Origin of the sequence: Mesorhizobium sp. M7A.F.Ca.US.006.04.2.1 (assembly GCF_004022915.1) — a bacterium.
In the GTDB taxonomy this organism is placed as follows: Bacteria; Pseudomonadota; Alphaproteobacteria; order Rhizobiales; family Rhizobiaceae; genus Mesorhizobium; species Mesorhizobium ciceri.
Window position 1 is genome coordinate 1 of the sequence record NZ_RZQA01000023.1, and the last position, 17,822, is coordinate 17,822.

Consider the following 17,822-nt stretch of genomic DNA (forward strand, 5'->3'; position numbering starts at 1 on the left):
ACCGCGAGCGTGGCCAGATTTCCTATGAGACCGGAAAACGCATCGTCGAGATGGTGCATGAGGATCTGAAGCCGTCCGACATCATGACGAGAGAGGCTTTCGAGAACGCCATCGTCGTCAATTCGGCCATTGGCGGCTCGACCAACGCGCCGATCCATCTCAACGCCATCGCCCGCCACCTTGGGGTCAAGCTCGACAATGACGACTGGCAGACGGTCGGCCTCAATGTGCCGCTGCTGGTCAATTTGCAGCCGACGGGCGAATATCTTGGCGAGGACTACCATCATGCCGGCGGCGTGCCGGCGGTCATTGCCGAACTGATGAAGGGCGACCTGTTGCCGCATCCCGGCGCACGCACCGTCAACGGCAAGTCGATCGGCGAGAATAGCGAGGGCGTCGCCAACGAAAACCCCGACGTCATCCGCTCTGTCGCCAAGCCGCTGAAGGCCAATGCCGGCTTCATCAATCTTCGGGGCAATCTGTTCGATTCGGCGATCATGAAGACCAGCGGCATCTCGCCCGAGTTTCGCGAGCGCTATCTGTCCAATCCTAGGGATCCCGAGGCTTTCGAAGGCAACGCCATGGTTTTCGACGGGCCGGAGGATTACCACGCCCGCATCGACGACCCGGCGCAAGGCATCGACGAACACACCATCCTGTTCATGCGCGGCGCCGGCCCGGTCGGCTATCCCGGCGGTGCCGAGGTCGTCAACATGCAGCCGCCGGCCTATCTCATCAAGAAGGGCATCCACGCGCTCGCCTGCATCGGGGACGGCCGCCAGTCGGGCACGTCGGGTTCGCCGTCGATCCTCAACGCCTCGCCGGAAGCGGCGATCGGCGGCGGACTGGCGCTGCTCAAGACGGGCGACCGGGTCCGCATCGACTTGCGCAAGGGCACGGCCGACATCCTCGTCACCGACGACGAGATCACCCGGCGCCGCGCCGAACTGCAGAACAATGGCGGCTTCCACTATCCCGAGCACCAGACGCCCTGGCAGGAGATCCAGCGCGGTATGGTCGCGCAGTTTTCGGAGGGAATGGTGCTGAAGCCGGCGGTGAAATACCAGGATGTCGCGCACACCAGCGGTGTCCCCAGGGACAATCATTGATTCTGGATCGACGGATGGCGGCTTGATCAAATCAGGCCGCCGTCGGTTTTCCGGTCAGCGTGTTGCATCGCGGCCGGGTAGGTCGAGAACGGCCACCGTCCTTGACAAGCGCGCCCAACAAATCCACCATCATGACAAGGGGTGCATCGCGACGACCCCGTGAGGCGTCAGCCCAACGTTCGCGTCCAAGCTTCTCTTTTCAGGAGGTGGACGCCATGCCGTCAACAACCGCTATCACCGTACCGCAATTGTCCCGGCTCATAGGTCTGCCGGGCGCCCCAGTCATTGTCGATGTTCGCATAGATGAAGATTTCGACGCCGATCCGCGGCTGTTGCCGGCGTCGTGCCGTCGCGATTTCAAAACCGTTTCAACCTGGGCGGCCACGTTCGCCGGCAAGCCGGTGGCCGTCGTTTGCCAGAGGGGGCAAAAGCTCTCGCAAGGCGTGGCCGCATGGCTGCGCCATGAGGGGATATCAGCTGAATCTCTCGAAGGCGGGTTTGATGCCTGGCGCGATGCCGGAGGGCTTTTGGCCCGCACCGCCAAGATGCCGCCACGCAATGAAAAGGGCGCCACCGTCTGGGTGACGCGATCGCGCCCGAAGGTCGACCGCATCGCTTGCCCGTGGCTGATCCGGCGTTTCGTCGACCCCGACGCGGTGTTCCTGTTCGTCGAACCCGCTGAAGTGTTGGCTGTTGCCGACCGCTTTCAGGCCGTGCCGTTCGACATCGACAATGTGTTTTGGAGCCATCGCGGCGAGCGCTGCACCTTCGACACGATGATCGAGGAGTTCGGGCTGGAATCCGTGGCGCTCGATCGCCTCGCTGCAATCGTGCGGGCGGCCGACACTGCAAGCCTCGACCTGGTGCCTCAGGCGGCCGGCTTTCTGGCTGCCTCGCTTGGTTTGTCGCGTATGTACCGCGACGATCTGGAACAACTGGAAGCAGGCATGCTGCTCTACGACGCGTTCTTCCGCTGGTGTCGCGACGCCACCGAAGAAACGCACAACTGGCCGGCTGCGGGTAAGCCGTCGTGACCGCTCTTGTCCCGGACAATAAGGCGGGAACCGTCCCGGTGCCGGCTGCACCGACCTTCACCGAGGCCGTGAAGGTCTGGGCGAAAATCGGATTGCTCAGCTTTGGCGGTCCGGCCGGGCAGATCGCGCTGATGCACAAGGAACTGGTCGAGGAGCGGCGCTGGATCGGTGAGCGGCGTTTCCTGCACGCGCTGAACTACTGCATGCTGCTGCCTGGCCCGGAAGCCCAGCAACTCGCCATCTACATCGGTTGGCTGCTGCACAGGACGGCCGGCGGCCTTGTCGCCGGCATCCTGTTCGTCTTGCCGGGCGCGCTCGTCATGCTCGCCTTGAGCAGCCTCTACGTCCTCTATGGCGACGTGCCGCTTGTCGCGGCGCTATTTTTCGGGGTCAAGGCGGCTGTGCTTGCCATCGTCGTCGAGGCGGTGGTCCGGATCAGCCGGCGTGCCCTCAAGAACCGGGTCATGGTGTCGATCGCGGTCGCGGCGTTCATCGCCATCTATGCGTTGAATGTGCCCTTTCCGCTCATCGTCCTGCTAGCCGGCCTGACGGGATGGCTGGGGGATCGCATTGCTCCCGCCCTGTTTTCCGGCTCGGCCCATGGCAAGGACGATGTTGCCGACTTCAAGGGAGCGGTCGACCTGATGTTCGAGCGTGGCGAACTGGCCCATGTCAAACCGACCAGATGGCATGCACCGCGCACCGTCGCCATCTGGCTGCCGCTCTGGCTCGGGCCTGTTCTTTTGATCTGGTGGTTCACCGGCTCTGCAAGCGTCTGGACCGAGATAGGCCGGTTCTTCAGTCTCATGGCTGTCGTCACCTTCGGTGGCGCCTATGCGGTCCTCGCTTATGTCGCACAGGCAGCCGTCCAGTCCTTCGGCTGGCTGGCGCCGGGTGAAATGGTCGATGGCCTTGGGCTCGCCGAAACGACGCCAGGGCCGCTCATCCTGGTGCTGCAGTTCGTCGGCTTCATCGCCGCGTTCCGCCATTCCGGCTCGCTGGACCCGTTGGTTGCCGGATCGCTGGGGGCTTTGCTCACTCTGTGGGTGACGTTCACGCCTTGCTTCTTCTGGATATTCCTCGGTGCGCCCTACATCGAGGCCTTGCGCGGCAACAAGGCACTGTCGGCCGCACTGGGCGCGATCACCGCCGCCGTTGTCGGGGTAATTATGAATCTGGCCCTATGGTTTGCCTTGCACGTCATCTTCCGTGAGGTGCACGCGACGGGCCTTGGCATGAACGTGCCGGTGCCTTCGTCGATCGACTGGCGCGCGGCCTTGCTTTCCGTGGCCGCCATGGTCGCCATCCTGAAGCTGAAAGTCGGCATGCTGCCGACACTCGCGCTATCCGCCCTTGCAGGGATCTTGCTGGCGGCGGCTGGTTAGACAGCACCGCCTTTGCAATCCGCTTGCCCACCACCTAAGTGGGCTGGAAATGGAAGGAAACATCATGGCCGGACGGCGATCTTCCCTCGGCTTCCTCGGAGTGTTCGGCCGTTCGGGCGACTTGAGGCAGCTCGACGATGCATTGCGCGGCGCCGATCTGCATCCAGCCCTTGTGCCGGAGGGCGTGAAGCTTACCCTCGTCAATCTCATGAAGGATCGCTGGCCCGACGAGCCGCCACCGGGCACCTATGCGTCGGTGGCACAATTATGCAGCTATTGCATCGCGGGTCCCGAAACCTTCGAGCAAGCCAATGGCCATGAGCGGGCGCTGGGAGCCGAGCGCCGCATCGAGGCGGCGCTTGAAGCCGGTGACAGCCTCGACGCGCAGATCGTGCTGATGACGCTGCATGCCAAGCTCATCAACCCCGAAGTCGTCGACCGATACGGGCTCAGCGCGGAATGACGCGAAAGGCAAGATCTGCCTGATTCTCCTAGAGCAATTCTAGGAAAAGTGTGAGCGGTTTTCCGTCTAGAATTGCGTCAAAACAAAGAGTTAGAGCAGATCGCCGTTTCCGTGAAACGGTGAATGCTCTAAGGCAGCCGAGCCGTTCAGGCCCGGCTGATCTCCTCGAGATACCAGCCGATGTAGCGCAGTTCGTTGTATTCCATCGGCGCGATAGGTCCGGGCACGAAATAGTGCGAGCGCACGCCGCGCGCGGTGTGCTCGATGATCTTCTTGTCCTCTTCGGTGGTGATCTTCCACAGCCAGGTCAGCTTCTCCAGATCGTAATCCTGGCCCTCGACCGCGTCGCCGCGCACCAGCCAGATCAGCTCCATCTCGCAGGTGCCAGCCGTTTTCGGGATGAAGCGGTAGATCATGCCGTGATCGGGATAGCATACGAGGAAGGTCGTGCCGCCGAGATGGATGGAAGTGACGCCACCGTCATAGTCGGAGAAGCGTCCCATCAGCGGGGCCACCGGCGATCCATCCTGGCTGCCGCTCGAAACGCCGTCATAGAGCGCATAGCGGAAGGTGTGGATTGCTTCCTGGCCGGCCGCCGAGTTCTGCCAGCGGTTGGCGCTGCCGATCTCGATGCCGAGCGCGCAGGTGCGTTGCTCCATCGCCGCATTGAGCTGCTCGATCATTTCTGCCGGCTTTTCCAGCGCATGCGTCTGCGAATATTCCGGATGCGCCGGCCCGCAATGGTAACATTCGACATAGTTCTCGACGGCGAGCTTCCAGTTGGCGTCGAGCGGATAGGACTGACGATACGCAACCTTGGCGTCGCCCCAGCCATACTGGCCGCAGCTCGTTCGCAGCGACTGTTCGATAGGATCGAAATCGAGCGGCGTCTCGGCGAAGGAAATGAAGACCAGACCGGATGCGACGCGGGCATGAAGCTTCTTCAGGCCGTGCGCCGTGCGGTCGAAATCCTTCGGCATCAGGCGGGCAGCGCGCAACGATCCGTCATTGGAATAGGCCCAGGCGTGGTAGGGGCACACGAACATCTTCGCGTTGCCCTTCTGCTTGGTGCAGACCTCGGCGCCGCGGTGGCGACAGACGTTGAGCATGGCATGCACGGTGCCATCCATGCCGCGTGTCAGGATGACCGCCTCGTCGCCCAGTTTGAACAGCTCGAAATCGCCGGGGTTCGGGATAACGCTGGCGTGGGCCAGGCAATGCCAGTGGCGGCGAAAGACCCGTTCCATGTCGCGCTCGAAGATCGCCGGGTCATGATAGAAGGCACGCACCAGGCCGTGGCCTGGCCGATGAGATGCCACCAGCCGATCGATCGCGTCGCCGTCGGTGGGGGCTTGCTGGATAGGATGCACACTCATTTGTCGTTCTGCCCGATGGTTGGTCGTGTATGGCTGTATGGCTGCACGAGACTTGTCTCCGGTCAGCCGCCCATATGCGTGCGCGGCAGGTGGATCAGGTTGCCGAAACGGGCACGCAATCTGTCGTCGACCTGTTTTGGCACATGGCGCGGAAATCGTTCGGCAAGAATGCGCTTCTTCTCGGTGATCGCACGCAGCAATATATCAGGCCGGCCTTTTTCGTTCCATTCCTTCGGCGAGGAACGATCGCCGAGGGCAGGATAGAAGTGCTCGGTCTGCATCAGCTTGAGCGTTTGTTCGTTGTCGAGATAGTGGCCCGGACCCTTGAGGCAGACCTCCGCGATGCTGTCGATCGACAGGGCCTCGTCAGTCACGTCGATGCCACGCGCGCAGCCCAGGCAATGACCGAGCATGTCGTTGTCGATGACCAGGCTCTCCAGGCAGAAGCCGAGCAGCGAGGCATGCATGCCGGCCGCCTCATAGACGAGGTTGAGGCCGGAGAGGCCGGCCATCACATTGGTGATGCCCTTTTCGTAGCCGGACTGAATGTCGGGCAATTTCGAATCCGTCATGCCGGCGGCGGAGCCACCGGGCAGGTCGTAGAATTGCGCCATCTGGGCACAGGCCGCCGTTGCCACCGACTGCTCGGCCGACCCGCCGGCCATGGCGCCGGTGCGCAGGTCGGACATGAACGGCCATGCGCCGAAGATCGCCGGATGGCCGGGCTTGAGCGCGTTGACATAGACCAGGCCGGCCAGCACTTCGGCCACTGCCTGCACGACGGCGCCGGCCATCGCCGCGGGTGCCGTCGTGCCGGACTGGCCGGTCGACAGCAGCAGGATCGGGATGCCGCCTTCGACGCAGGCCTCAAGCACGCCGCACGCATCCTCGGCGAACCTCATCGGCGGCACGACGAATGAATTGGAGTTGGAAACGAATGGCCGGGCGCGGAAATTCTCCTCGCCTCCGGCGATGGCGTACAGCATTTCAAGTGCAGGCTTCACGTTCTCACGCACCGTGAAGGATGTTCCGACGTGCTTCGATGTTCCCATCACACAGGCATAAAGCGTGTTGAAATCCATCTCGAGCGGATCGGCGATGTCGCGCGCCACCATCGGCCGCTGGAAGAAATGAATGTTGTCCAGCCCGTCGACGATGCGGGCGGCATCATAAATATCCTGCAGCTTGGATTCGCGGTACTCACGCTTCTCCAGATCCACCAGGTGCACGGCGATGCCTGCCGTGCCGTAGTGCACGCGCTTGCCCTGGACCACCATGTCGTGCCTGGGGTCCTGGCCATGAAGCGTGAAATGTCGTGCCGCCCGCTTGATGGTGTCGAGCACGAGCGCGCGCGGAAAGCGGACCCGGCCATCGTCGCCATGGATCGCCCCCACCTTGGTCAGCACCTTTATGCAGGAAGGAATGGCGTTGGCGAAACCCACTGTCTCCAGAAGCGTCAGTACGCCTTCGTGGATACGCTCGCGGTCATCCCCGCGAAGCGGCCCGTAGCCGCCGCCCTCGATGGCCTTGTGCTGTGGTCTGGTATCCTCCACCAGGGGAGATGATCGCATGGCATGTCCTGTTTCGCGAAGACCGGAGCGTTGTGGACGACGGTTCGCCGGCGTGTCCTGCTGTTCGACAGCCACTGGCATGGAGCACTCCAACTTCGTCGGCAGGAACTCGTGGCGGTTGGTCCACCATCGGCCTGCTTCTTCCCCTGATGACGCCGACTATGCCGCCGGCACTGGCCCATCCTATGGGCCAGCTGGCTCAGTTCCATGTGCCAGAACTAAAATACCGGAGCCGCTGCGAGCGGCTCCGGTCACGAGAGGTCGATGATGGATCAGGCGGCCGCGGGTCTGCGTCCGGCGGCCGTGGCCAGTTCGCGGATGCCTGGCTCGATGTGCTGTAGCGCGATCGACGAGATGCCCAGCCGCATGAAACGCGAAGGCTTTTCAGTGCGATCGAAGAAGCGGTCGCCTGGCTCGATGATGACGCTGCGCGAGGCCGCTGCCTCGGCAAGCCCGCGCGAATCGGTGCCGCGCGGCCCTTCGAGCCACAGCGACGTACCGCCGGCCGAATCGGTCGAACGCCATTCCGGCAGGAAGGCGGAAATCGCATGGACCAGCCGCTTGCGCCGCTCGTCGAAGGCTGACGACAGCCGCCGCACCAGCGCCTCGTGGTGGCCGAGCGACAGGAACAGTGCGACGGCGCGCTGATTGTTGGCCGGCGGATGACGCAGCATGAAGCGGCGCAGCGCCCGGAGCTCCGCGATCAGTCCGGCGGACGCCACGATGTAGCCGAGCCGCAGGCCGGGAGCCAACGTCTTGGACATAGAGCCGACATAGACCACGCGGCCGGAACGATCGAGGCTCTTCAGCGCTTGCTGCGGTGCCTCGTCGAGAAGCTGGCTGTCATAGCCGTCCTCGATGATGATCTGGTTGTAGCGGTTGGCGCGCGCCAGAAGATCCTGCCGCCGTTCCGCCGACAACGGCACCATGGTCGGGCAATGATGGCTGGGCGTGACGAAGACGAAGCCGGAATCATTGGGAATAGAAGCAGTTACGATGCCGGACTGGTCGACCGGCACCGGCTGTATCTCTGCGCCCGCAAGGCGGAAGATCGAGCGCGCGTCGGGGTAACCGGGGTCCTCCATCGCCACCTTGGAGCCCTTGGACATCAGCAGCGTCGCCAGCATGTAGAGCGCGTTCTGGGCGCCCAGCGTGACGATGATCTCGTCGGGATTGGCGAAGATGCCGCGCCGGGGCAGGAGCCGCGCCTGGATCTGCTCGATCAGCAGCGGATCGTCACGGTCGACCATGTCGGATGCCCAGTTGCGGATTTCCAGCACGGCAAGCGCCATGCGGTTGCACTCGCGCCATTCAGCGGTCGGGAACAGCGCCGGGTCGAACTGCCCGTAGACGAAAGGATAGGACGACTTGATCCAGTTCTCGTGCTTGGCCGGCGGCGGCATGTCGCTTGCGGCGATCTTGCGGCGTGCCTTCCAGTCGATCTCATTGGCCTGGTCGGGCGCCTTCTGGTGCGGCTTGGCCGGTGTCGCCAGCACATCGGGATTGACGAAATGGCCACGCCGTTCGCGCGCCACCAGGAAACCCTGGTCGACGAGCTGCTGGAACGCCAGCACCACGGTTCCGCGCGCCACGCCGAGTTTTTCGGCCAGGATGCGGCAGGAAGGGAGCGGCATCGAAGCGGCGATCTGGCGGTCGAGAATGGCGGCTACGATGGCCTGGCGGATCTGCGCCTGCAGGGTTTGGCCGGATTCGGCCGAAATCCGGAACAGGCCGGACCATATCGCCGTGTCGTTTCGCTGTGGCATGGGAGATTTCCTCGATGGCCAGCCTTTTTCGTTTGGCTGGACCAGCCGAACGTAACCGTGGCACAAGGGGTTGCGCCAATCAATTTTTCTGATCGTTGGGATTTATGCCAGTGATCCTTCACGTCCTTTTGATGCCGCGTTGCGGCATCGTGGGGTGACGCGGCGCTTCATCCCGGCGATGACATCGTGCGTCATGGCGGCGTGAGGGTGTGCGTCATCGCTGCGCATTGATACGGATGGAGTTCGGCCCGATAGATTGTCGCGACGACACGCGCCGGAAACATCCGGTCCGTAATGATGGCTCGAGGTCTCGGAGTTTGGCAGTGGATCAATCGTCCTTTCAAAAACAGCTCGCCGCCTTGCGCGATCACCGCGCGGCGGCGCCCGCCAGCATGCGCCAGACCTTCGCCGCCGATCCCAAGCGGTTCGTGGAATTCTCCGCCACCGACGGCGATCTGCTGCTCGACTGGTCGAAGTGCGCGGTCGACGCGACCACCATGGAGCTGCTGGAAAAGCTCGCGCAGGCCGCCGATCTCGAAGGCCGCCGCGCCGCCATGTTCGCGGGCAAGAAGATCAACGTCACCGAGGACCGTGCCGTGCTGCACACGGCGCTGCGCAACCTGACCGGCAAGGGCGTCACCGTCGATGGCCAGGACGTCAAGGCGGACGTCATCGCCGTGCTCGACGCCATGGGCGCCTTTGCCGATGCCGTGCGCTCGGGCAAGGCGGCCGGCGCCACCGGCAAGAAGATCACCGACATCGTCAACATCGGCATCGGCGGTTCCGATCTCGGCCCGGCCATGGCGACGCTGGCGCTGGCGCCCTATCATGACGGGCCGCGCGCGCATTACGTCTCCAACATAGACGGCGCCCATATCCACGACACGCTGAAGGGCCTCTCCGCCGAGACCACGCTTTTCATCATCGCTTCCAAGACCTTCACCACCGTCGAGACGATGACCAATGCGCAGACGGCGCGCGACTGGGTGGAGAAGGCGCTCGGCAAGGAAGCGGTCGGCAAGCATTTCGCCGCCGTCTCGACCGCGCTCGACCTGGTGGCCAAGTTCGGCATCGCGCCCGATCGCGTCTTCGGCTTCTGGGACTGGGTCGGTGGCCGCTATTCGCTCTGGGGCGCCATCGGCCTGCCGGTGATGATCGCTGTCGGCCCGCGGAATTTTCGCGCCTTCCTTGATGGCGCGCATGAGATGGACGAGCATTTCCGCACCGCGCCGGTGCAGGAGAACCTGCCGGCACTGCTGGGACTGGTCGGCTGGTGGCATCGCGTGATCTGCGGTTACCCGGCGCGCGCCGTCATCCCTTACGACCAGCGCCTGTCCAGGCTGCCGGCCTATTTGCAGCAGCTTGACATGGAATCGAACGGCAAGAGCGTCACCCTCGAAGGCACGGCGGTGACGACGCCGACCGGACCGCTGGTCTGGGGTGAGCCCGGCACCAACGGCCAGCATGCCTTCTTCCAGCTGCTGCACCAGGGCACCGATTTCATTCCGGTCGAGTTCCTTGCCGCGGCCATCGGTCACGAGCCCGATCTCAAGCACCAGCATGATCTGCTGCTCGCCAACTGCCTGGCGCAGTCGGAAGCGCTGATGAAGGGCCGCACGCTGGACGAGGCGCGCGCCCAGATGCTGGCCAAGGGCATGAAGCCGGCCGAGGTCGACAAGATCGCGCCGCACCGCGTCTTCTCGGGTAACCGTCCCTCGGTCACCATCCTCTACAGAAAGCTCGACCCGCGCACCTTCGGCCGGCTGATCGCGCTCTACGAGCACCGCGTCTTCGTCGAGGGCACGCTGTTCAACATCAACTCCTTCGATCAGTGGGGCGTCGAACTCGGCAAGGAACTGGCCACCGGCCTGTTGCCTGTCGTGGAGGGCAAGGAAAGTGCCGCCAATCGGGATGCATCGACCGCTGGCCTTGTGGGATTCATCCAGCATTTGCGTGGCTCGGAGTGAAAAGCTTGGCAGACATCAAGGGAATATTGTTCGACAAGGACGGCACGCTTGTCGACTTCAACGCCACCTGGCTCGGCGTTGCCGACTTCATGGCCATGGATGCGTCGGAAGGCGATCGCTGGAAAGCCGACAGGCTGCTGGCCGCTGCCGGCTTCGATTTCGCCAACAAGCGTTTCAAGCCGGACTCCATCTTTGCCTCCGGCACCAATCTCGACGTCGTCGAATTGTGGTTCCCACGCCTGTCCAACGAGGATCAGATGCTTGCGGTTGCCCGCTTCAACGAGATCACCTCCGTACAGGGCTCGGCGATGGCTGTGGCGCTGCCGGGCATCGTCGATACGCTGACGGCACTGCACAGCAAATCCTACCGGCTTGGCGTCGCCACCAACGATTCGACCAGCGGCGCGGAAAAGACGCTGGTTACGCTCGGCGTCGCTCAATTGTTCGACGCGGCCTATGGCTACGACGCGGTGGCCAATCCGAAGCCCGCCCCCGACACGATCCAGGCCTTCAGCGATCTCACCGGCCTCAAACCGGCGGAAATCGCTATGGTCGGCGACAACAGGCACGACCTCGAAATGGCGCGTGCCGGCGGCTGCGGGCTGGCGATCGGCGTGCTCTCCGGCACCGGCACCCGCGAATCGCTGGCCGGCATTGCCGATGTGGTTCTGGATTCGGTCGCCGACCTGCCGGATTTTCTCTCGGCGCGGGTCAGGGAGACGATCTGACGGGAAAGGCTAGGTCAAACTCGATTCACCTCGGGATTTTCTGCCAATGGCCGAGATGGGGGAGCAGTCCATGGAAACTATCGAGCTTCTGGTTTGTTTTCGGACACAATGGGCCACTCATCAGCAGAACAAACGTACCCGCATTTGCCGCACCTGATCTTGGCGCTTTGCGCTGTCGATGTCTTCGCCTGGCTGAAGATCGAAGCCCCGATTTTCGCATTTTGGGCAAACTGTGAAACCGATACGTTGAACAACTTTAATCCACGCCACTCGACTTCTCCGACCAACGGCTAGTCGAATCTATTTTCTGCCCTCGATGTTTGTCCACAATGAGTAGAATTTAGGCTTGCTCTGTGGCGTCAGCGCGCTCCCTCCTCAAACGAAAAGACGCCGCTAAGCCTCGTCGCGGCACCCTTCGCGTCGCCGAAATCCGGCACCCGGTATTCGGCGACCAACTGCAGCCGGGACAGCGGCAGGTCGTTGCGGCGGGGATCTCCGACCAGCACCTCGATGCCGGCCGCCAGGCAGCGGTCGAGGAACGGGATAACCCGCAGAGCGACCTCTGGGCCGTAGAACACGTCGCCGGCAAGCACGAGCTCGACCGCCGGCGGGGGACCCGTGGTAATGTCCTTGTCGACAATGGCGATCTCGACGCCGTTGGCCGCGGCGTTGAGGCCGATCGCGGCAACGCCGTTACGGTCGATCTCGGCGGCGATCACTTCGCGCGAACCTGCCTTGGCTGCGGCGATGCCGACAAGGCCGGAGCCGGCACCAAGGTCGAGCACGCGGCGACCGGCTACCGTTTGCGGATGATCCAGTATATGGCGCGCAAGCACCGCGCCGCCGGCCCACACATAAGCCCAGTAAGGCGGCTGCGGCTCAGGTCCATTGTTGTCCGCCTCGATCGTGTCGTCATCGTCGTCAGCGCTTTGGTGCGTATCGGTAAGCCGTCTCAGGCCACTGGCCGGGTGCGGTGTAAAAAGCTGGATCTCAGGCACCGACGGCACCGGGGCGAGGCGCATGTTCGTCCTGATGAACTCTGCCGGGTCAGGACGGCAAGGTGCATCTACGGCATCCGCGCCGACGGCTGCAATCATTCGCGCAGCGCTCGCCGCAGGATCTTGCCGACCGGCGTCTTCGGCAGTTCGGTGCGGAATTCGATGTATCTGGGCCGCTTGTAGCCGGTCAGGTTCTCGCGGCAAAAGGCGGTCAGTGCCTCGGCGGTCAGCGCCGGATCCTTCCTGACCACGAACAGTTTCGGCACCTCGCCCGAATGCTCGTCCGGGACGCCGATCGCCGCCACTTCGAGCACACCCGGATGCATCGCCACGACTTCCTCGAGCTCGTTGGGATAGACGTTGAAGCCCGAGACCAGGATCATGTCCTTCTTGCGGTCGACGATCTTGGTGTAGCCGCGTTCGTCCATGAAGCCCATGTCGCCGGATTTGAAGTAGCCGTCCTTGGTCATCACCTTGGCGGTCTCATCCGGCCGGTTCCAGTAGCCCGCCATCACTTGCGGCCCCCGGATGCAGACTTCGCCGACCTCGCCGAGCGGCAAATTGTTGCCGTCTTCGTCGCGGATGGCGATCTCCGTCGAGGGCAGCGGCAAGCCGATGGTGCCGGTGAAGTCGCCGGCGGTGAACTTGTTGGCGGTGGCCACCGGCGAGGTTTCCGAGAGGCCGTAGCCTTCGGTGACCGAACATCCGGTCAGCGCCTTCCAGCGTTCGGCGACGCCCTTCTGCACCGCCATGCCGCCGCCCAGCGTCAGCACCAGCGGCTTGAAGTCGAGCTTGCGGAAATCCTCATTGTTGAGCAGCGCGTTGAACAGCGTGTTGAGGCCGGGAAAGATGTGCACCGGATATTTCTGCAATTCCTTGACGAAGCCTGGGATGTCGCGCGGATTGGGAATGAGCACATTGCGGGCGCCCTGCTGCATGCCCATCAGCGCGTTCACCGTCAGCGCGAAGATATGATAGAGCGGCAGCGCGCAGATGAAGTTGGGATGCGCGGGTTTCGGCTTGATCGTGTAGGCGTCCTCCATCCACTGCGCGTTCTGCGCGACGTTGGCGAGCACGTTGCTGTGCAGCAGCGTGGCGCCCTTCGAGACGCCCGTGGTGCCGCCCGTATATTGCAGGAAGGCGACATCGTCGGCTTCCACCTTGGCCGGCTTGAAGCCCAAACCGGCGCCGGCCTTCATGGCCGCATTGAACTTGACGTGCCCGGGCAGCGACCATGCCGGCACCATTTTCTTCACGCGGCGCACGACGAAATTGACGATTGTGCCCTTCAGTCCGCCGAGCATGTCGCCCATCGCGGCGACCACCACATGCTTGACTGCGGTCCTGGCGATCACCGCCTGCAAGGTGTTCGCGAAGTTCTCCAGGATGACGATGGCTTGCGCCCCGGAATCCTTCAGCTGGTGTTCGAGCTCGCGCGGCGTGTAGAGCGGATTGATGTTCACCACCACATAACCCGCTCGCAAGATCGCCATCATCGCCACCGGATATTGCAGCACGTTGGGCATCATCAGCGCGACGCGCGCGCCTTTCTGCAGGCCCTTCGATTGCAGGTAGGCGCCGAAGGCCGCCGACAGCCGCTCGACATCGGTGTAGCTGATGGACTTGTCCATGCAGGTGAAGGCCGGCTGCGCGGAAAACTGCTTGCAGGCGGCGACGAGGAAATCGCCGATCGAGCTGTAGGGCAGGGCGCCGATCTCGGCCTGCACGTTTTTCGGATAGCTCTTGAGCCACGGCTTTTCCGGCAAGCCGGCGGCCAGTGCCGTCAGCGCTTTCGGCAATCGGTTGGCGGTGGCGTCGGCCGGCTTTGCCGCCGGTGGGGCCTTCACCGCCGCCGCGGCCTTCGAGGCCGGCCTGGCAGCGGGCTTTGCCGCACCCGCTTTACGCCCCGGCGCCGTCTTTCCGGCCGCAGCCTTGGCCGGGGCTTTCACCGCCGGCTTTGTGCTTGCCCTTACAGGTGCCGCGGCCGCCTTCGGCTTGGCGGCTTTGGCAACGGGTGCTTTCGGCTTGGCAGTACCGGCTGCTTTCGACGGCGCCTTGGCTCCCGCTTTCACCGGCGCCGTCGTCCTTGATGCTTTTGCCAACCGTTCCTCCCTGGACAAGTCTTGTTCATCCGTGCCGCACTCGCCCCTGAATTGGCAAGGGCGCCCTCCGCTGCGGCCGCTACACCCTATGTATTGCCTCCCTTGGTGAGCGTGCAAGTCTTGCCCTTGCGGCAACGCGGCGAAAGATTTGCCGTCGAAAGTCTTTGCCGCCGCCAGCGCTCCAGGCGGTGTCCTGACGCATCCCACGGCCGCTCGGAAGCGCCGGGAACATTTATATCGTCAGCCTGGCGATCAATAAAAAAATTCGGCTGTTAATAATCTCGTGAACGGAAGAAACGGCTAATTTTTTCTGCAATTTGGCAAAGTTGCGGATTTTTTTCCTGCTTCCCGCGGGGTAAGCAAACGGGGTGTTCCAAAGCCGGAAAAACGGTGCTTATATGCGCGCTTCGCGAGCCTGATAGAGGGGCTTGGAAGAACATCAGGGAGTGCTCAATGAATAAGAAGCTGACTTTTGCAGCCGCGTTGCTGGCTGCAAGCGTCCTGGGCGGCATGGCCAATGCGAAAACTCTGGTCTACTGCGCGGAAGCTTCGCCGGAAGGTTTCGATCCGGCGCCGTATACCGCAGGCCAGACGTTCGACGCGTCCTCGCGCACCGTCTTCAACCGCCTCGTCGAATTCGATCACGGCAAGACGACGACCTCGCCGGGCCTGGCCGAAAGCTGGACGATCTCCGACGATGGGAAGGAATATGTCTTCAAGCTGCGCAAGGGCGTCAAGTTCGCCGCCACCGACTATTTCACCCCGACGCGCGACTTCAACGCCGACGACGTGGTGTTCTCGTTCGAACGTCAGGTCGACAAGAACGGTCCCTGGTTCCAGTACATTCCGGGCATTGCCTACCAGTATTACAATGACCAGTTCGGCGACAACATCACCAAGGTCGAGAAGGTCGATGACCTGACGGTGAAGTTCACCCTCAAGGAGCCGGCGATCACCTTCATTCCGACGCTGGGCATGGATTTTGCCTCCGTCGTCTCCAAGGAATATGCCGACAAGCTGCAGGCCGACAAGACGCCTGAGCTGTTCAACCAGAAGCCGATCGGCACCGGCCCGTTCATCTTCGTCGACTACCAGACCGACGCCGCCATCCGCTACAAGGCCAACCCGGACTATTGGGGCGGCAAGCAGAAGATCGACGATCTGGTCTTCGCCATCACCACCGATCCGGCCGTGCGCGCACAGAAGCTCAAGGCCGGCGAATGCAACATCATGTCGTACCCGGCACCGGCCGACATCGCCGGCCTGCAGGCCGATGCGAACCTGAAGGTCGAGGAGCAGGAAGGCCTCAATGTCGGCGCGCTGATGTACAACACCCAGCAGAAGCCGTTCGACGACGTGCGCGTGCGCAAGGCGCTCAACATGGCCATCAACAAGAAGGCCATCATCGACGCGGTCTTCCAGGGTGCCGGCCAGGTGGCGGTCAACCCGATCCCGCCGACCATGTGGTCCTACAACAAGGAAGTGAAGGACGATCCGTACGATCCGGATGCAGCCAAGAAGCTGCTTGAAGAGGCCGGCGTCAAGGACCTCAAGATGAACGTCTGGGCCATGCCGGTGTCGCGCCCCTACATGCCGAACGCGCGCCGCACCGCCGAATTGATCCAGGCGGACTTCGCCAAGGTCGGCGTCACCGTCGAGATCGTCAGCTACGATTGGGGTGAATACCTCAAGCGCGCTTCCGCGGTCGATCACGACGGCGCCGTCATTGTCGGCTGGACCGGCGACAATGGCGATCCGGACAACTTCCTCGGCGTGCTCCTGAGCTGCGCTTCCGTCGGTTCGAACAACCGCGCGGAATGGTGCAACAAGGACTTCGATGCGCTCATCAACAAGGCCAAGACCGTTTCGGACCAGGCCGAGCGCACCAAGCTCTATGAACAGGCACAGGTCATCTTCAAGGAACAGGCACCCTGGGCGACGCTCGCTCACTCCAAGGTGTTCATGCCGATGCAGAAGACCGTCACCGGCTTTGCGATGGATCCGCTCGGTATCCACCGCTTCGACGGCGTCGATATCGCCGAATAAGGTTGCGAAACGGGGGCGCCACCATGTGGTGACGCCCCCACTCGCCCGCCATGCTGCGTTATATCCTCGGCAAGCTCGCCCTCATCATCCCGACCTTCATCGGGATAACCATCCTCGCCTTTGGCTTCGTGCGCATCCTGCCCGGTGATCCGGTGCTGGTGCTTGCGGGCGAACGCGGCCTGTCGCCCGAACGCCACACGGCGCTCATGCACCAGTTCGGTTTCGACCTGCCGATCTGGCAACAATATCTGACCTATCTGACGAACATCCTCGGCGGTGATTTCGGCACCTCGTTTTCCACCAAGACACCGGTGCTCAAGGACTTCCTGGTCCGCTTTCCGGCAACGGTCGAGCTCGCCATCTTCGCCATGATCTTTGCCGTCATCCTGGGTGTGGCCGCCGGCATTTTCGCTGCCATCCGCCGCGGCTCCTGGTTCGACCAACTGACCATGGGCACGGCGCTGGCCGGCTATTCCATGCCGATCTTCTGGTGGGGTCTGCTGCTGATCATCGTGTTCTCCGGCATGCTGCACTGGACGCCGGTTTCAGGCCGCATCGACCTCCTCTACTTCTTCAAGCCGGTGACCGGCTTCATGACCATCGATTCCCTGATCTCGGGCCAGAAGGGCGCCTTCCGTTCGGCGCTGTCGCACCTGATCTTGCCGACCATCGTGCTCGGCACCATTCCGCTCGCCGTCATCGCGAGGCAGACGCGCTCGGCGATGCTCGAGGTGCTGGGTGAGGACTATGTCCGCACCGCGCGCGCCAAGGGCCTGGCGCCGCGTAGGGTCATCGGCCTGCACGCCTTCCGCAACGCGCTGATCCCGGTCGTCACCACCATCGGCCTGCAGGTCGGCACGCTGCTCACCGGCGCCATCCTGACCGAGAGCATCTTCTCCTGGCCCGGCATCGGCAAATGGATGATCGACGCCATTTCCAAGCGCGACTATTTCACCGTGCAGGGCGGGTTGCTTTTGATCGCGTTGATCGTCATGTCGGTGAACCTCATCGTCGACGTGCTCTACGCCGTCATCAACCCACGCATCCGGGCCAACTGACATGAGCAATGAAGGCCCCGCCACCATCGAAGCCGCGACCGTCGTCAAGCCGCAGGACGCCAGGTTGCAGATGTTCGGCGAGTTCTGGCATTACTTCTCCGTCAACAAGGGCGCGGTGATCGGGCTCTTCGTCTTCGCGCTGCTGATCCTGATCGCCATCTTCGCGCCGCTGCTGGCGCCGCATTCGCCGGACGATCAGTTCCGCGACTTCTTCCTGAC

At 63.0% G+C, this 17,822-nt stretch carries 13 protein-coding genes and 1 pseudogene; 9 read left to right on the plus strand and 5 right to left on the minus strand.

Annotated elements, in window-relative coordinates; genetic code table 11:
• The 4 genes from EN925_RS02650 to EN925_RS02665 form a co-directional block, all read left to right on the plus strand.
• The coding region (locus EN925_RS02650) for a dihydroxy-acid dehydratase (RefSeq protein ID WP_206616570.1) at window positions 1–1,109 on the plus strand (1,109 nt) is incomplete at its 5' end.
• A gap of 215 nt (window positions 1,110–1,324) precedes the next feature.
• Complete coding sequence (locus tag EN925_RS02655; RefSeq protein WP_127368184.1) at window positions 1,325–2,143, plus strand: chromate resistance protein ChrB domain-containing protein; 819 nt, start codon at window positions 1,325–1,327, stop codon at window positions 2,141–2,143.
• Window positions 2,140–3,528 carry a chromate efflux transporter gene (chrA, locus tag EN925_RS02660; RefSeq protein ID WP_013528002.1) on the plus strand — a complete coding sequence of 463 codons (1,389 nt, stop codon included), beginning with the start codon at window positions 2,140–2,142 and terminating at the stop codon, window positions 3,526–3,528. Before EN925_RS02655 ends, chrA begins: the two co-directional genes overlap by 4 nt.
• A 64-nt stretch (window positions 3,529–3,592) precedes the next feature.
• Window positions 3,593–3,991, plus strand: coding sequence for a hypothetical protein (locus EN925_RS02665; protein WP_082827526.1), 399 nt, complete (start codon window positions 3,593–3,595; stop codon window positions 3,989–3,991).
• 146 nt (window positions 3,992–4,137) lie between these two features.
• Here the strand turns inward: EN925_RS02665 and EN925_RS02670 are convergent, their stop codons facing one another.
• The 3 genes from EN925_RS02670 to EN925_RS02680 form a co-directional block, all read right to left on the minus strand.
• Window positions 4,138–5,367, minus strand: a complete 1,230-nt coding sequence (locus EN925_RS02670) for an aromatic ring-hydroxylating dioxygenase subunit alpha (protein ID WP_063171129.1) — start codon at window positions 5,365–5,367, stop codon at window positions 4,138–4,140.
• A gap of 62 nt (window positions 5,368–5,429) precedes the next feature.
• Window positions 5,430–7,019, minus strand: coding sequence for a trimethylamine methyltransferase family protein (locus tag EN925_RS02675; protein ID WP_024503381.1), 1,590 nt, complete (start codon window positions 7,017–7,019; stop codon window positions 5,430–5,432).
• Window positions 7,020–7,210: 191 nt separating this feature from the next.
• Window positions 7,211–8,704, minus strand: a complete 1,494-nt coding sequence (locus tag EN925_RS02680) for a PLP-dependent aminotransferase family protein (RefSeq protein ID WP_024503382.1) — start codon at window positions 8,702–8,704, stop codon at window positions 7,211–7,213.
• 323 nt (window positions 8,705–9,027) lie between these two features.
• Here EN925_RS02680 and pgi point away from each other — a divergent pair, with 323 nt between their 5' ends.
• Window positions 9,028–10,671 carry a glucose-6-phosphate isomerase gene (gene pgi / locus EN925_RS02685; protein WP_082827282.1) on the plus strand — a complete coding sequence of 548 codons (1,644 nt, stop codon included), beginning with the start codon at window positions 9,028–9,030 and terminating at the stop codon, window positions 10,669–10,671.
• Window positions 10,672–10,676: 5 nt separating this feature from the next.
• Window positions 10,677–11,399 carry an HAD family hydrolase gene (locus EN925_RS02690; RefSeq protein ID WP_063173538.1) on the plus strand — a complete coding sequence of 241 codons (723 nt, stop codon included), beginning with the start codon at window positions 10,677–10,679 and terminating at the stop codon, window positions 11,397–11,399.
• 359 nt (window positions 11,400–11,758) lie between these two features.
• On the opposite strand, the gene EN925_RS02695 is transcribed toward EN925_RS02690, so the two are convergent.
• The gene (locus tag EN925_RS02695; RefSeq protein WP_127384956.1) at window positions 11,759–12,496 is read right to left on the minus strand and encodes a methyltransferase; all 738 of its coding nucleotides are present in this window, start codon (window positions 12,494–12,496) and stop codon (window positions 11,759–11,761) included.
• Window positions 12,493–14,499, minus strand: coding sequence for a long-chain fatty acid--CoA ligase (locus tag EN925_RS02700; RefSeq protein WP_063171132.1), 2,007 nt, complete (start codon window positions 14,497–14,499; stop codon window positions 12,493–12,495). Before EN925_RS02700 ends, EN925_RS02695 begins: the two co-directional genes overlap by 4 nt.
• A gap of 453 nt (window positions 14,500–14,952) precedes the next feature.
• Between EN925_RS02700 and EN925_RS02705 the strand changes: the two genes are divergently transcribed.
• The 3 genes and pseudogenes from EN925_RS02705 to EN925_RS02715 form a co-directional block, all read left to right on the plus strand.
• A complete protein-coding gene (locus EN925_RS02705) occupies window positions 14,953–16,545 on the plus strand; it encodes an ABC transporter substrate-binding protein (RefSeq protein WP_013527993.1) in 1,593 nt (530 codons plus the stop codon).
• Window positions 16,546–16,595: 50 nt separating this feature from the next.
• Window positions 16,596–17,603, plus strand: a complete 1,008-nt coding sequence (locus tag EN925_RS02710; RefSeq protein ID WP_063169936.1) for an ABC transporter permease subunit — start codon at window positions 16,596–16,598, stop codon at window positions 17,601–17,603.
• 1 nt (window position 17,604) lies between these two features.
• Window positions 17,605–17,822 (plus strand): annotated as a pseudogene (locus EN925_RS02715) (dipeptide ABC transporter permease DppC); the annotation flags it as partial.